Consider the following 15,103-nt stretch of genomic DNA (forward strand, 5'->3'; position numbering starts at 1 on the left):
ATTCAGGATCTGTCTAGGTGCAATCCCTGCAGGTACAGTGATCCGCCAGTTTTTCTTATATGACCGGTGCGCCGGTCGCCAGGTACAGCACCAGGAGGATCAGCGGCTGGTGCACCAGGTAGATCAGGAGCGAGTGCCGGCCAAGAAAGGTGAGCGGTGCGATTGCCCGTGCGGGAAGTTCCGGCAGTGCCCACCGTCGTTTTCCCCCGGGATAGGCAAATTCCCCGGCTGCCATCCCGATCAGCACGAGACCCATCCACGGGAAAACCGGTGTATAATCGATGCTCCAGAACGTGAGCGGGTGGATGCCGAAGATCAAAAGCGCCATCGGGCCGGGGACGGTTGCAAGGATCCATCCCAGAACAATAAAAACGATCCCGATCACCGCGTTCCATGTACGGAACCGGAAAAAGAGTGGCGAGAGCATGATCGTGACTCCAATCAGGTGAAGAATACCAAAGATGACAAATCCTTCCTGCAGGTACCACCATGTCGCTACGGTTACCAGAAGCCCGCAGCAGAAGATCCCTGCACCCCGTATCAGGAATTTTCCGGCGAGCACCCTCCCGTGAAGGTTTGAAACCGCACGGGCATGGCTGATCGTAAGCGAGATCCCGGCAACGAGCAGGAAAAGCGAGGCTGTGGCATACGCAAAATACCGCCAGAACCCACCGGAAACATTGAACGGCACGATCCGGAAGAAGGTGAGGTCAAAGACAGAATGGAAAACGATCATCATCACGATGGCGATACCCCGGAGAAGATCGATCTCGGGATACCGTGACGTACCGCTCATGTGTAATGGTACATCGCATCCGGGTTCTGATATGTGTTTTTGTAAAAACCGGGGAGTGGCCATACCTCATTTTTAACGGTTGGTCTGGTGCGGAATCTGCCTGCACTCTTTTAAAACAACAAGAAAGACTTTTGCAACGAAAAAATGGTATTGCCATTTATTGACGATGTCAGCCTAGTATAAGTGCCGGGGATCTTTCCAGGAGGAGGATTCAAAATTAAAAAAAATCAAAAAAATCCCAAAAACCGAATGCGAGGGATGGGCATTCCGACTCTTGGTCAGAATCTATACGATTCAAACCTTTCGTCATACTTTGTGTGAACCTCCTTGGTTCACCTAGAGTATCCAACGGGGAAGAAGATAAGAGTTGCGTTCGATCCGTGCATCCCATTCAAGTCATGCCGGGACCCTGATGCCCGGATCCCATGATCAGCCGGCATGCAGAATAGTTCAATAACCCGACTTTTTGATCTTATGGGTCTCCAAAATGCAGCCGTATTGTAATACCGGACCGTGTAAAAAAACAACATCATGGACTATGAAATTCAAAGATGACGTTGTTTTGAAATCCAAATCTGTCCACGAGCAATTGTTGACTGAGCAATGGTAAAGCAAAATGCAGCTTCCTATTACCGGTCATACCACACCGTATTCCGGGTTAAAAACCAAAACCAAAAACACGGCGTATTAGAGTACCGATGCCGTGAACCGGGCTGGTGCTGGCTGTACCTGATTGTGATGGCCCCTCACGCTGCTAGCATTTTATCACTTCGGACGAGCCTAGTGCTGTGAGCCCGCTGCCGGGCTCAAGAGTGTGATACATTTTGGATGGTATGATAGCCGAATATCTTGCCGGCATAAGCCTGGGAACAGCGGTGTCGAAAGGTTCGATGACCGTCTTCCCGGTCTTTGGTCGGTCGGCCACACAGGAATCCGAGTATCTGCTGATACAGGAAGCACTGGATAACGGCGTACTTCAGATCACAGAACTCAGTGAAGGAGGACGTGTCCCCGAACTGTTAGCGGTGAACACCGGGAAGCAGAGTGTTCTTCTGATCGATGGCGATCAGGTTGTCGGCGGATTACAGGACCGTGTGGTCAATTGTTCGATACTTCTCGCCCCGGAATCGAGAACCAAACTTCCGGTGTCGTGCACGGAGCGCGCGCGCTGGCGCTCTACCTCTCATGAATTCCGTTCGGCAGACTTCATCATGTCCTCGGATTCCCGCAGGAAAAAGATGCATTCTGTTTCAGACTCACTAAGACGGAGCGGTTCTTTTGCAGGAAATCAAGCAGAGATCTGGAATGCGGTGAGCGATCTCAACATGAAATCTGGTGCACAATCCCCGACAGATGCGATGAAAGACGGGTTCGCTGCAAAAAAACTGGATATTGACGATCTTATCGCTGCCTTTCCGATACGGCAACACCAGCAGGGTATCCTCGTTTTTCATAACGCGAGAGTCGCCGGGTTGGAGATACTCTCCCGTGAGGATGTTTTTTTGAAACTCTATGACAAACTTATGCGTTCGTTTGCCATTGATGGATCATTTCTTGAACCGCGCGTTATCCGGAAAAGTGTCCTTTCTACCACCGCGAAGGCATTCATTGCCGGAGTTACAAAGTGCACCGCTGAAACCTTTCCGTCGATTGGCTTAGGGAATGCCTGCCGGTTCTCCGGGAAAGGGATGATCGGGGCAGGGCTTGTCCACGGGAATGAAGTTATCCATCTGTCGTTCTGTGCTGCAGAAGACCCACCCCGTGAGCACGACGATGAACGAATGGCAGGATTCCGGAACCGGCAATCAAATGAAATGGGGCGACGAGCTGTGGGGTGATAGTTCCCTCGTCCATAAAAGTGTTTAGTCTATCAATGGCGTAAAGTCAAAATATTGGCTTGTTAAAACGGCAAAGGAACGGGTGAGCGATCATCATATGGTGTCTACGTGTATGGGATTTATCGTTGAATTTTCGGAAAACGTTCATAAAAACTCATTAGGATGCCCCCCCAGAATACTACGTAGATTTCCTCCGATAAACGCTTGGGCGAAAAATCTGTCAATTTCCCAAAGAAAGTAAGCGAGTTAGATTCATAGAAAAAATGGGTTCAAAACAAGGTTTTTTTGGCAATTCCTACTTTTTCTCCAAAAAGTATCCCAACTTGCATTTTGAGTATCTGCCAAGATCCATCGCATTGTATTTTACTGTCCGTTATTTTTTTATAATAATATAGTGTTGACTGTGTGTTTTTTGTGGGTTAATTCCTTCTCCCGTTTTTCACGGTCGTGGGCTTGCAATCGTATAACAGTAATACTGCGCGTTGTGTAAGATGATGCTGTCGGATTGACAACTTCGCACAAATTGGCAATGTAACACAATCATGCATTATCTCGAACAGAACGCAATATGACAGTATGTTTCAAAATAAGAAGAATTCCTGATACTGGGTCTAGCGATATATCTTATTCCCAAGAAAACCGAGATAAAGGGTACCCCATACAATTACCAATGAGGAAATGTCTGCAAGAAGAAACGCAAACCAGATCATTCCTCCGCCAATTACCTCTAACTCGTTCTTTGTCTGCTCATCCATTTGCAAGCCCCAACCTGTAAACCTGTAATACATCTTTATTCGGTGTTGCTGGCTTTGGTGTATATATTCCTAAGATAGTCCGGGTGAAATGATTGAACCACCGGGTTATTACAAAAAGGCCTGAACGATTGTGTTCTCCAGGCTATTTGAGGGTCCCCTTCCTGCAAACTACTGCAGAAACACATGTGTGCAGACCACGCAGAGCGCTCAAAAGAGGTTCATGTTATGGGGATGTCAAGAGTGCAGTTCGCACTCTTGCCGAACCGATTGCAAACGTGGCGACGTTCAATACGATCGTCCAGTTGGTCATCACCAACAACCCATTTGCATGTGTAGCGTATATGACTGCCGGAAAGGACCACCGCGCCATATGATGAGGTGCACTATCTTGATGGCCACCGGGTGTACCCGCGCACACTTGGCGGAGATCACACTTGTGTTCATCGGTGCTGCGATCCTGTTCCTGCCGCTCGCGGATGGCTTTGGTGCATACAACCGGTATTATGGCCGGCAGCCGGATGGCAGCATCAAGGTCCGGGATGTAGATTCTTTCTCAGATATCCTGTGAGAATATAGAATCCCCCAACGATTTGACAGAACCAAAAATAGCATTTTGATATATATTCTCTAGTGAAAGCTATAGATATATGACGAAATAGTATATATCAAGACAAAATAATATGCCTACTTGAAGGTAGGTCAGATACTTGGGTTATTCAATCAAACCTTACCCCCTATATTTGTCACATTTTCAGATATCATACTCGAGGATGGATTTCAATGCCGTCTCATCCTGAATGCGGATGGGGTGGGCTCAATTCTGCCGAATCCGTCTTTCAATCGGGGAACTGGAGGGAGAGGATTCCTAAGATTACCAGAAATCCCCGGCTAAAGAGCCTGTGTTTTGATACGATTTGTCTGCGTAGGATATTTGCCGGCATTGGCGCAGTGCTATTTATCTGTGGACTGTTCATTCCCTCGGTTCGTTACATTTCTCCCAAAACTCCGGTATCAATCTTTAATATCCACCCGTTATTCTCCATCGTTTATCTGGTATTTGCCGTGATCGCACTGATCCTGATTTTATTACATTATTCCTTGATTCCCCAAATAATTGGGACAATTCTTGGAATCTATCTTATTATAATCGCAATTCCTGCTATCCTCAATGGAATCCTTGATATCGGCTTTGGAGTTCTGGTAACAGGAGACATTTTGTTAATTGTAGGTGTTGATCTACCAGAATCCTGATTCATTGATACATTATGAATCTCCGCATGTGTTTCATGGAAACCTATTTAGGTCATGAAGAACACGATTCTGGCATTCTATCCGTACCGGATACAAAAAAACATCCATGAGTATACCATGAAGTGGAGTAATGACTGAAAAACGTGAGATCCTCCATGAGCTCGGTGAAGAGGAACTCCTCCTACCGGCCCTTGTCAATGCTGCGCTGAGAGCAAATGACAGGATCAAATATTTTTTTACCCTCCTTCAGGCTGCGCGGAACCATGCGGATAACCCGGGCCAGAGCTATTCGAATCTCAGAGCGGAGCGTGAATCAGTCGGGATTACTGATCCCGATCTTGACACGGTTGTCGGAGGTGCAACGAAGGCGGGTGGGGATAGATATGCAATTCCTTCAGCAGGACTGATCTTTCATGAGATATCAACTGCTGCAGAGGAGATGATCGCTCCCCTTGCATTGCAGAATTCCGCCGAAGTGAACAATTTTGAAGATCGTTTCACCCGTCTCCGCGCTTCCCTTTCCTCATCCGGAGAAGAGTCTGTCTCCGGTGATCTCATTAATGCCATCACGCTGGCTGACCGGGGGAGCGGTGGTGATAGTATCCACCTTCTGGTAATGGACACCCATAAAGCCATCAATACTCTGCAGACACAGCTCTCCAACGAGGAGATCGATGGTGCGCTCGGATATCTCCTCACCGGCCCTGATCATGAGATGGTGCGTGCCTTCATGTCGGGGGTCAACCGTACTGCCCCCCTCAAATTCGGTCATCCCGGTCTAGGAACGATCGCGACACGAAGCGGAGATAAACTGGTTATCCAGAATGATATTGGCCTTACCGATGCGCATGTACTCGTGGTGACGGTAAAAGATCGGACGATTACCATTACGTATACTGATATTCATCTCCCGCGGCTCCATTTCTTCCAGAGCCTTTTCCATCCATTCCCGGTACAATGGAGCGATACGATCTCCCGGACGCCCGGGATAAAATTCGAGGTCCCGGTATACCACCTCTCGGTGGGAATCTACACTGCCCGCGATGAACCGGATGCCCGGGAGTTTCTTACCCATGCCGGGTCGCGGATCGTCTTCCTTATCGATTGGAACCGGGCCAGGAAGAAGCTGCGTAATTTTGTTCCGAACGCAGACGCAATTGAGATCCTCTCCCGCGCCGCTGATGAGGGGACCGGGCATATCGCCTTCCTTGAGCTTGGGGGTGAACGGCTAATCTATGAGGCGTTGGAACTGGCATCGAGTGTCCCTCTCCGGTATGGTGAGCCGTTGCATGCAATTCTCGGAAGGGAGCAGACAATGGAATATCTTCAGTTTGTCCTCAGGACCGCATCGAAAGGACTTCTAGCAAATACGTCCCATTTCCTCCTCCAAAACGAGATCCGCGCCGAGCTGCTCCGGTATTTCCGGACTGCGCATGAAGGGATGCTGGATCTCTGCGAAGAACATGCCTCATTCTCGATCGAGATCGCGTCAATCGTCCTTGAATCCTTATGGATAGCATCAGATCGGCGCGATTCCCCGGCTATTTCACTCAACGCCGCCCGGGCAAAGGAATGGGAGCACAAAGCAGACGATCTCGTGAACCGGATGAGGAATCTGTCCCAAAGGATCCAGAACCCCAGATTCTTCATTACCCTTATAACGACCGCGGACGATGTTGCCGATTATCTCGAAGAGGCCTGTTTCTTCATTACGCTGATCCCCAGTCACGGCGACTCGAAAGATATTTTCTTTGAGCTCAGGAACCTTGCGGAGCTGGTCCTGAAGGGATGCCGAGGGTTCCTGAAGATCCTTATCGCTTTCCAAGAATTCCACCGCACAAGCCAGCGCGAAGACCTCAAGGATCTTCTGACGGCCGTTGACGAAGTCTTCTCTATCGAGCGGCTCTGTGACGAATCCTTAAGAAAGACGGAGCGGGTGATCTTTGAGCAGTGCGCCGACTTTAAGGAATTCCAGTTATACCTGGAGATCGCAAGGACACTTGAGGAGGCTTCTAATACTCTGTTGAAAGTTGCCTTCCACGTCCGGGACAACATGATCGAGAGCATGAACCGTTAGGATGGGCACGCAAATGACCGATGAAAAACTCCGTATTGTATTTTTCGGATCTGATATCAAAACAGAGGCGGCATCAGAGGACTTCGGGAATAAAGCGTCCGTGCTTACGCAGATCTCGGCTCTGGGAATTCCGGTCCCCCCGGGGTTTGCCCTTTCAGTGAACATATGTGAGGAATATTTCCGGAACGGTGAGGTACTTCCGGACGATGTTCCTGAGCTTCTCCGTCAGGGAATCGCATTCATTGAGAGATCCACCGGGTTACGATACGGGGCCGGGCGCAGGCCTCTTCTGGTCTCCGTACGATCCGGTGCACCAGTGAGTATGCCCGGCGCTATGGAGACCATCCTCAATATCGGGCTCAATCGGAGTACTCTGCGGGGACTGATCGCCCAGACCGGAAACCCGAAATTTGCCTGGGATTCCTACCGGAGATTTCTTGAAAATTTTGGAACCGTGGTCTTCTCACATGACCCGGGGTTATACCGGAAGATTGAACGCCTTGCTATGGAAAAGGAGCGGGTGCCGGATGACGCAGGTCTCGATTTTGCCGCCCTAAGAACCATTGCGGAGCAATATGAACAATTGTACTCCCGAACCAATGGAAAGCGATTGCCGGATGATCTCTTTTCACAACTCGAACTCGCAACAATTGCAATTCTCCAGTCGTGGAATAGCACCCGTGCGAAGATATTCAGGAGTATGAATCTCATCCCCGGTGTACACGGCACCGGTGTGACCGTGCAGGCTATGGTCTTTGGGAACCTGGGTTCTCTCTCCGGGGCGGGTGTTGCATTCTCACGGAACCCATGGACAGGAGTAAATGAACTACTGGTCGATTTTAAGTTCGGTGCCCAGGGTGAAGATATCGTATCAGGACTTATGGGAGTCGTGTCGCACCAGGAATTCGCTGCCCGGATTCCTCTTGCTGCGCGTGAATTGTCTGAAGCTGCAAAGAGACTCGAATCCTTGTACGGTGATATGCAGGACATCGAATTTACGGTTCAGGAGGGGAAACTATTCATCCTCCAGAGCAGGTCCGGGAAGCGGGCACCCCTCGCTGCTCTGAAGATCGCTGTTGACCTTGTGCATGAAAATATTATAGCACAGGGTGAGGCACTCGGCCGGGTCCGGGATATCGATATGGGAGCTATCACGGTTCAGACGATTATAACCACTGAACCCCCGCTGGCTAGAGGAATATCAGCTTCCATGGGTGTCACCTCCGGAAAGATTGCACTCACGACTGAACATGCAATCGAATTCTCCAAAAATTCGCCGGTCATCCTGGTCCGGGAAACAGCAACCCCAGATGATATCCAGGGTATCGGGGCCTCTAGTGGTCTTCTTACAGTAAGAGGGGCGAGAACATCGCATGCAGCCGTTGTCGCACGCCAGATGGGCAAGGTATGTATTGTCAGCTGTGGGGACCTGAAGATCGATCTTACCCGGCGGGCATGTATTTTTCCTGAACTCGATCTCTTTGAGGGAGATTACATCACCCTTGATGGCCAGAGCGGGCGGATCTATGGAGGAATCATTCCGGTGGTGGCGGAGAAACCAACAGACCTTATCGAACAGGTGCGCCAGTGGAGTTCTGATAAGATGGCGGTGGGTCACTAAGTTTAGGCATTAGAGATACTTTACGAGGTGCTGTCGTGTCCAAATTGATGATTGATATTTTATTTTGTTGAAATTTTCAAACCGACGTAAACCCCACTGAATCGTGGATTAGTTTTTGATAAGTTGAGAGAAAACCCAAAAAAAAGAGAATAAATAGGTAGGATAGATACTCAAATCACATAAAGAGGGTGTTTCTGTACGGATCTCTTCATTCTCCGACATGGAAAAGCGGGCCCATCTTCTGATGAACCCGAAGACATGAATCGGGCGCTCACGGTTGATGGGAGGAAGGAAATACGAAAAGTTGCGAGGTGGATGCGATCGAAAAAATTCGGGTTCGATGTTATTGCCACAAGCCCGCTGACCCGGTCGCATGAAACCGCTGAAATTGTTGCCCGATCGCTTGGTCAAAAAGACCGACTCGCCATCTGGGATGAACTTGCGCCCAGCGGCGATCCAGAAACGCTATGCTATCATGCTACACAGTATGGGGAGCTTGCCACCATCCTCATCATCGGGCACGAACCTTCATTGTCGATGCTTATCAGCAGGATCATTTCCGGATCTGATACTGCATCTATCTTACTCGCGAAAGGTGGCTTGGCAAAAATCAGGAATTATTCGTTCGATAAACGGCCATCCGGTGAACTTCAATGGCTGCTCCTTCCGAAGCAAATGATGGAGATGCGATAACCGGTGCCGGTTTCCGGGTTGGAAGATCTCTAAAATTTTGGATTTTTGTGCATCAGCTCATCAAGATTTGCGTCGGGTCTGTTGCATCTGCGGACGGTTAAATAATCAATAATGAAGTGCCCTGATGCTGGTATTCCCAAGAAGGTTAAGTCCCCTCAAAGCAGCAGAACCCTATATAGAGTCTATTGTGCCGGTTATATGTCTCATGTTCCCTCCTTCGAGAATAATGAAATAATCCATTATCGTAAAAAGAGGGTGATGATTATGATGGAACTTAAACACAGTATTGCGCTGATACACATTTGTGCCATACATGCTTCAAGCGATAGGCGCAACGCGGCAATTACAGAGTATCTCGCACAGCACCCGGAAATTAACAGAAAGGAACTTTTGATGATGATGCCAGAAATACACATCGATTAAAGGTGTCCATCCCAAGTTATTGACAAAATCCTTTAAACAATTTCAGGTCATTTCTTGGAATAGACAAAAGTATTCTTGGGCACACTCTAAAAGTTTGTAAATACCATTGAAGGGCCGTATGGTTCAGGAAAAATAACTGTCGCGGATGTATTGTGTACCGGCATCAAACGGTCACCATTGAGGAGCAAAATTTGGTTCACCGAATTGCCTGGAATGTTTGCCATTTATGCCGGAACCATTCCCGGTGTTTTCTTATGTATATCGCACATTGTGCCGGCGACAACTCATTCATCATGGCTGAACTAAAAACTGATGTTCTTATCAGTGCCGTATATTTTGACATTGTGGGAATCCTCCGGAAAGCCGGATATATCTGATAGCATAGAAAAGGAAATTTCAGCCGTTGTTTTCACATCAATACTTTTTGAGATACATACATACTCTATCATCAAATCTATATAGTTGAGAGGTAACATCGTAGTAAGAAGACTGGATCGAGCGAAACAGATCTTCCTGGAGCACTACCTTATGATCAGTTCGCATAGGATTCATCAAGAATACATAAAAAGAGTTGAGCAGAGTCTGAAAGCACCGTATCTGATCCGGAAAGCAGAACCCTGCATGGACGAAACATCTAGCAGGGTCAGAACTCAAATCAAGCGACCAAAACCTGCAGTCGGCGCCAGCATAATACAAAGGCAAAAATTCCCCGGTGAAGGGTGGAAAACCTCCGATTTGGCATCCAATAACAGCCTAGAGGTGCAATTATTCACGCCGCAATCATCTACGTTTCCAGTTATTGCGGTGAAGTGTATCCGGTGCGGCTCTTGTATGCCTATAATGGATTTTCTCTATACGAAAAAGACCGGCTTATGTATTTCCTGCTGGGAAGATCAGGAGGAATAACATGGCAATGAAAATGAAAAAAACGAGAAAAAATCAGAATCCTAAGTCTGAAGAGTTATCCGGCCCAAAAACACCTCTGACGTCCGGCCGCCTGGCAATGGAACCCTCCCGCCCTGTTTTTATGCGTGTAGGTAAGTCAGTGGGAACCTTCCTGAACCGAACCAAGGTATATTTCACATCGATGACAAACGCAAAAATATGAAAATCAGTACCCCATTACAGTACTGCAGGTTGGCATCCCGGTTACTCCAATATACCGTAATACATAATTCCGGGCAATCTCGGAAAGATATACCAGATCTTCTTCATGTACAACAAAACTTATGAAATCTGGTTTCAGTTGTTTCTAGACTTCGATTATGTATCAATCCTTGAAAAGGGACAGAGAGGAATAATACATCCTACAACTGTTACCCCATTCCCGGGTACATAACAGGGAATTTATTTTCCCGCGGACCGGCGGTGGAGGGAACGGTCTTCCTCGACGATGTAGTTGATCACATTCTCAGAAATATCCGCAGAATATTCACCCGCCCTGCGGATGCTCTCGGCGACATAGCTGATGGCTATCGCCGCCATCGTTTCCTGCTTGAGCGCCATGTTGCTGATATCACCGCAGAGATTTTCCAGCGCCGAGACCGATTCAATGGTCTTGTGGGCTTCTTTGATATCGGCATTGAAAAACGAGATGATGCTCTTGTCAAAGATCTGCATGGACAGGACGCTTGCCTTCTTTAACGCAGTCACGATCTTCGGGTCGAGATTGACATCCATGATCGGCTGGGCATTCTCGGCTATCCGCACGGCATGATCCCCGATCCGCTCGATGGTCCGGCTGATGATGTGATAATACATCGCCATGCCGACCGAGACCTCCATCTTCCGGGACAGGGAGGGATTCTGCATAATCATGTTGGTCTGGCGTGCAATCAGCCAGTTGAGGCGGTCCGAGTCCATATCCCGGTTGATCACATCGGTGGCGAGGGTATGGTTGTGCGTTTCGAGAGCGGCGATTGCATCCTCGTGCATGTTCCTGACGATCACTCCCATGCGCTTGATGGTGTTGTCAAATGGCATCTCTGCCGGGTTGAGCAGGTCTTTTATCGTGATGAGGGTATCGGTCTCCTCGACAACTTCCTGGCCGATGGTCATCTGGGTGAAATCCCGTACGACCGTGCGTACAAATGGCGGGAACCGCTGTTTTGAGGTGACCTTGATCGCAGTAAACCCGGTAATGTAGGTACCAATCAGGATCCTGAAAAGGAACGAAGGATCGGTAATATGCCCGATATCGATCTCTTTTACCCGCTGGAGCGATTCCTCGGTGGTTTTTTTCGTGACAAGCAGCGTCCCGTCCGGCTGGGTAATCAGGCCGACAGGATCGTTCTTTTTGATCCGCATCTCCTGTATCCAGTTTTTGGGCAGGGTGACAACAAACGATGACCCCCCGGTCATCTGAACCCGGCGTAGTTCCATCTTTTTCCTCCTTTACGAACAGAGTAATATGATGAATATACTCATCTCTATTTATCTCTTTTTCGTATATATACCTGTATATTCTATGTCGAAAAACTGTATATAATCACTTGATAATGTCATGATCGAACACCATGAAAGCTAAACGGAGTTCGTGTGTATTAGTGACAGTAAGCCTCGCGGCATTACTCATTGTATCGATGTTCGTTGCCGGGTGCACCAGCAACGGAACAACGTCTACCGTTGCGACACCGGCCACTCAAACGCCGGCCGGTGCAGCAGCGCAGACTGAGACCCTGACCCTGACCGGTTCGACCACGGTTTTGCCCATCGCACAGGCCGTTGCCGATGCCTATACAAAGGCACATCCGGAAGCAAACATCCAAGTCTCCGGCGGTGGATCGGGAGTTGGTATCCAGGCGATCATCAACAAGAAAGTGGATATCGGTATGAGTTCTGCTGATGTCTCTGCAGCCCAGAAGGCACAGGACAGCAACATGAATATCATCACGATCGCTCACGATGGCATTGCTATTATCGTCAACCCGGCAAACACGGTCCAGTCGATCTCCCTTGCACAGGTCCAGCAGATGTACAGTGGAAACATCACCTCCTGGTCGTCCCTCAGCGGGGCCGGGGTGTCAAACTCGAACAACCAGATCGTGCTCGTCGGTCGCGACAGCTCTTCAGGTACCCGGACCTATTTCGACAGTTCCGTCATGAAGGGTGTCAATGACTCCATGTCCATGCACGAGGACAACTCGAACGGTGCGGTCCTCCAGGAAGTTGCCCAGACGCCCAATGCAATCGGGTATATCTCCATTGGTTACCTCGATGACACGGTGAAGGCACTCCCGATCAAGCTGGCAAACGGCACCCTGATAGCCCCGACCGTCGCCACGGTCAAGGACAAGACCTACCCGATCCACCGTGACCTTTATATGATCACGAACGGCCAGCCCACCGGTCTTGCCAATGATTACATCAATTACCTCCTCAGCCCGGCCGGCCAGCAGATTGTCGTTGCTCAGGGATACGTCGCCCTGAACAGCTGACGGGGTACATCTATTAACCTTACTTTTTACCCAAAGGAAGGCGATACACCATTACCCATTCTGAAGAATCTGCAGAAACACCCCCGAGTAATACCGCGAGGGTCTCCCGCTTAAAGGAGAGATTCGTCAGATCCGTATTCTTTCTCACAGCATTCTTCGCAGTCATTGTTGTTGTATTCATCCTGCTCTTCTTGCTCCGGGACGGTTATTCCATCTTCGGGACGGTGGGAGTACTCAATTTCCTCTTAGGTTCGACCTGGGCTCCGGCCCAAGTAGTGCCCAGTTACGGGATATCCGCTCTCATCGTTGGCACGCTCCTTGTCACTCTCGGTGCCATGGTCTTTGCCGTCCCGCTTTCCATCGGCTGTGCAATCTATATTTCAGAGCTCGCCACTCCCCGGGTAAAAAGCATCCTCAAACCGGCCACCGAACTGCTTGCCGGTATCCCGTCTGTTGTATACGGGTTCTTCGGTATGATTGTCTTGAGTACCTTCATCCGTACCACGTTTAACATCCCGAGCGGGCAGACATGGCTTGCCGGGTCGATCCTCCTTGGGATCATGGCGCTCCCCACGATTATCAGCGTCTCCGAGGATGCGATCAGCTCGGTCCCTAGAGAATACCGCGAAGGCTCCCTTGCCACCGGTGCGACCCGTTGGCAGACGATCAGCCGGGTCATTGTCCCGGCGGCCCTTTCCGGGATCGCGGCGGCAATCATTCTCGGAATCGGTCGTGCCATTGGCGAGACGATGGCGGTCATCATGGTGACCGGGAATACCGCTATCTTCCCCATCCCGATCTGGAACGTGCTCTCTTCCGTCCGCACCCTAACTGGTACCCTTGGTATCGAGACGGGCGATGTGGCGGTCGGGAGCGAACACTATCACGCACTCTTTGGTGTGGCAGTGGTGCTCCTCGTCATTACGCTCGTCATCAACCTGAGCGCTGTGGCCATCCTCTCCTACCTCAGGGACGGGAGAATGACGGGCAGGGCGAAACGGTCATGGCTTCATATTCCCGCCCTCTCTTTGATCAAGGAGAAAATCCTTCCGTATTCCCGGATCGCTGTCCTTGCCCTTCTTGCGCTCCTGCTCCTTGCCGCCGGTCTCTGGGAGGTGGCGCTTATCGTCATTCTTGCGGCAGCCGCCTGGCACTACGGCAGGGAATGGATCTCGCGGCGCCATATCGAGCTCTTCGCCTTCGGCTGCGTTATTGCGGCTTCGGTTGCGGTCATTGCCATCCTTGCAATTATCCTTGGATACATTATCGTGAACGGTCTGCCTGCACTTTCATGGGATTTCCTGACGCAGGGTCCTGCCGACCTTGGCAGGAGCGGCGGAATATTCCCGGCGATTGTAGGCACCTTGTATCTTGTGGCCGGGGCGATCCTCATCGCGCTCCCTCTTGGCGTCGGGGCCGCGGTTTACCTGGTTGAATACACCCGGGAGGGACGGATTACAAAACTGATCCGGACCGGTGTCGATCTCCTCAACGGGACGCCCTCGATCGTCTTTGGCCTCTTCGGCTTTGCCTTCCTCGTGCTCTTCCTTGACATCGGTGTATGTCTCCTTGCCGGGATGATCACCCTTGCGCTGATGGTGCTGCCGACCGTGATCCGTACTACGGAAGAGGCCCTCAAAAACATCCCGCAATCCCTCCGTGAAGGGAGCCTGGCGCTCGGCGCGACGCAGTGGCAGACGATCCGCAACGTGGTCATCCCGCCGGCTATCCCGGGGATCCTGACCGGTGCAATCCTCTCGATTGGCAGGGCAGCCGGAGAGACTGCGCCAATTATGTTCGTAGCGGTCGTCTTCTCGACACGGTTTTTACCGACCTCGCTCTTCCAGCCGGTGATGGCACTGCCGTATCACCTCTTCATCCTATCAACGAATGTGCCGGGCTCAGCGACCAACAAGTATGGAACCGCTTTGGTCCTTCTGATACTGGTCGTGGCGTTTTATGCAGTCGCGATCGTGATAAGAAATCACTATACACACAAGGCACGGGGATAACTCATGTCAGATACAACGATCATATCCGCGAGGAACCTGAATCTCTGGTATCATGAGAATCATGTGCTCCAGGATATTTCCATGGAGATCGAAAAGAAAAAGACCACCGCACTGATCGGACCGTCCGGGTGCGGGAAATCCACACTCCTGCGGTGCTTCAACCGGATGAACGACCTCATCAGCAACGTCAGGGTCACCGG

12 protein-coding genes are annotated in these 15,103 nt (G+C 50.0%); 10 read left to right on the plus strand and 2 right to left on the minus strand.

Features of this window, described 5'->3' with window-relative positions:
• Positions 1-55: 55 nt before the first annotated feature.
• Positions 56-796 carry a heparan-alpha-glucosaminide N-acetyltransferase gene (locus QZN75_RS08585; RefSeq protein ID WP_292427405.1) on the minus strand — a complete coding sequence of 247 codons (741 nt, stop codon included), beginning with the start codon at positions 794-796 and terminating at the stop codon, positions 56-58.
• Between the two features lie 833 nt (positions 797-1,629).
• Here QZN75_RS08585 and QZN75_RS08590 point away from each other — a divergent pair.
• The 7 genes from QZN75_RS08590 to QZN75_RS08620 all read left to right on the plus strand — a co-directional run bounded on the left by QZN75_RS08590 (position 1,630) and on the right by QZN75_RS08620 (position 9,454).
• On the plus strand, positions 1,630-2,634 hold the full coding sequence (locus QZN75_RS08590) for an ARPP-1 family domain-containing protein (protein ID WP_292427407.1): 1,005 nt from the start codon (positions 1,630-1,632) through the stop codon (positions 2,632-2,634).
• A 1,125-nt stretch (positions 2,635-3,759) separates the two neighbouring features.
• On the plus strand, positions 3,760-3,957 hold the full coding sequence (locus tag QZN75_RS08595; RefSeq protein WP_292427409.1) for a hypothetical protein: 198 nt from the start codon (positions 3,760-3,762) through the stop codon (positions 3,955-3,957).
• Positions 3,958-4,451: 494 nt separating this feature from the next.
• The gene (locus tag QZN75_RS08600) at positions 4,452-4,640 is read left to right on the plus strand and encodes a hypothetical protein (protein ID WP_292427411.1); all 189 of its coding nucleotides are present in this window, start codon (positions 4,452-4,454) and stop codon (positions 4,638-4,640) included.
• Between the two features lie 130 nt (positions 4,641-4,770).
• A complete protein-coding gene (locus tag QZN75_RS08605) occupies positions 4,771-6,717 on the plus strand; it encodes a DUF47 domain-containing protein (RefSeq protein ID WP_292427414.1) in 1,947 nt (648 codons plus the stop codon).
• A 13-nt stretch (positions 6,718-6,730) separates the two neighbouring features.
• On the plus strand, positions 6,731-8,338 hold the full coding sequence (locus QZN75_RS08610; protein ID WP_292427417.1) for a PEP/pyruvate-binding domain-containing protein: 1,608 nt from the start codon (positions 6,731-6,733) through the stop codon (positions 8,336-8,338).
• A 210-nt stretch (positions 8,339-8,548) separates the two neighbouring features.
• The gene (gene sixA, locus QZN75_RS08615; RefSeq protein ID WP_292427477.1) at positions 8,549-9,031 is read left to right on the plus strand and encodes a phosphohistidine phosphatase SixA; all 483 of its coding nucleotides are present in this window, start codon (positions 8,549-8,551) and stop codon (positions 9,029-9,031) included.
• Between the two features lie 111 nt (positions 9,032-9,142).
• The gene (locus QZN75_RS08620; protein ID WP_292427419.1) at positions 9,143-9,454 is read left to right on the plus strand and encodes a hypothetical protein; all 312 of its coding nucleotides are present in this window, start codon (positions 9,143-9,145) and stop codon (positions 9,452-9,454) included.
• 1,347 nt (positions 9,455-10,801) lie between these two features.
• Here QZN75_RS08620 and QZN75_RS08625 read toward each other — a convergent pair.
• A complete protein-coding gene (locus QZN75_RS08625) occupies positions 10,802-11,836 on the minus strand; it encodes a phosphate uptake regulator PhoU (RefSeq protein WP_292427422.1) in 1,035 nt (344 codons plus the stop codon).
• A gap of 134 nt (positions 11,837-11,970) precedes the next feature.
• Between QZN75_RS08625 and QZN75_RS08630 the strand changes: the two genes are divergently transcribed.
• From QZN75_RS08630 to QZN75_RS08640, 3 genes are all read left to right on the plus strand, one after another.
• Positions 11,971-12,891, plus strand: a complete 921-nt coding sequence (locus QZN75_RS08630; protein ID WP_292427425.1) for a phosphate ABC transporter substrate-binding protein — start codon at positions 11,971-11,973, stop codon at positions 12,889-12,891.
• 164 nt (positions 12,892-13,055) lie between these two features.
• Entirely contained in the window at positions 13,056-14,903 is a 1,848-nt protein-coding gene (gene pstA, locus QZN75_RS08635) for a phosphate ABC transporter permease PstA (RefSeq protein WP_394339501.1), read from the plus strand.
• 3 nt (positions 14,904-14,906) lie between these two features.
• A partial coding sequence (locus QZN75_RS08640; protein ID WP_292427482.1) for an ATP-binding cassette domain-containing protein occupies positions 14,907-15,103 on the plus strand: 197 nt, incomplete at its 3' end.

The organism is Methanoregula sp., assembly GCF_003170075.1.
Lineage (GTDB): Archaea > Halobacteriota > Methanomicrobia > Methanomicrobiales > Methanospirillaceae > Methanoregula.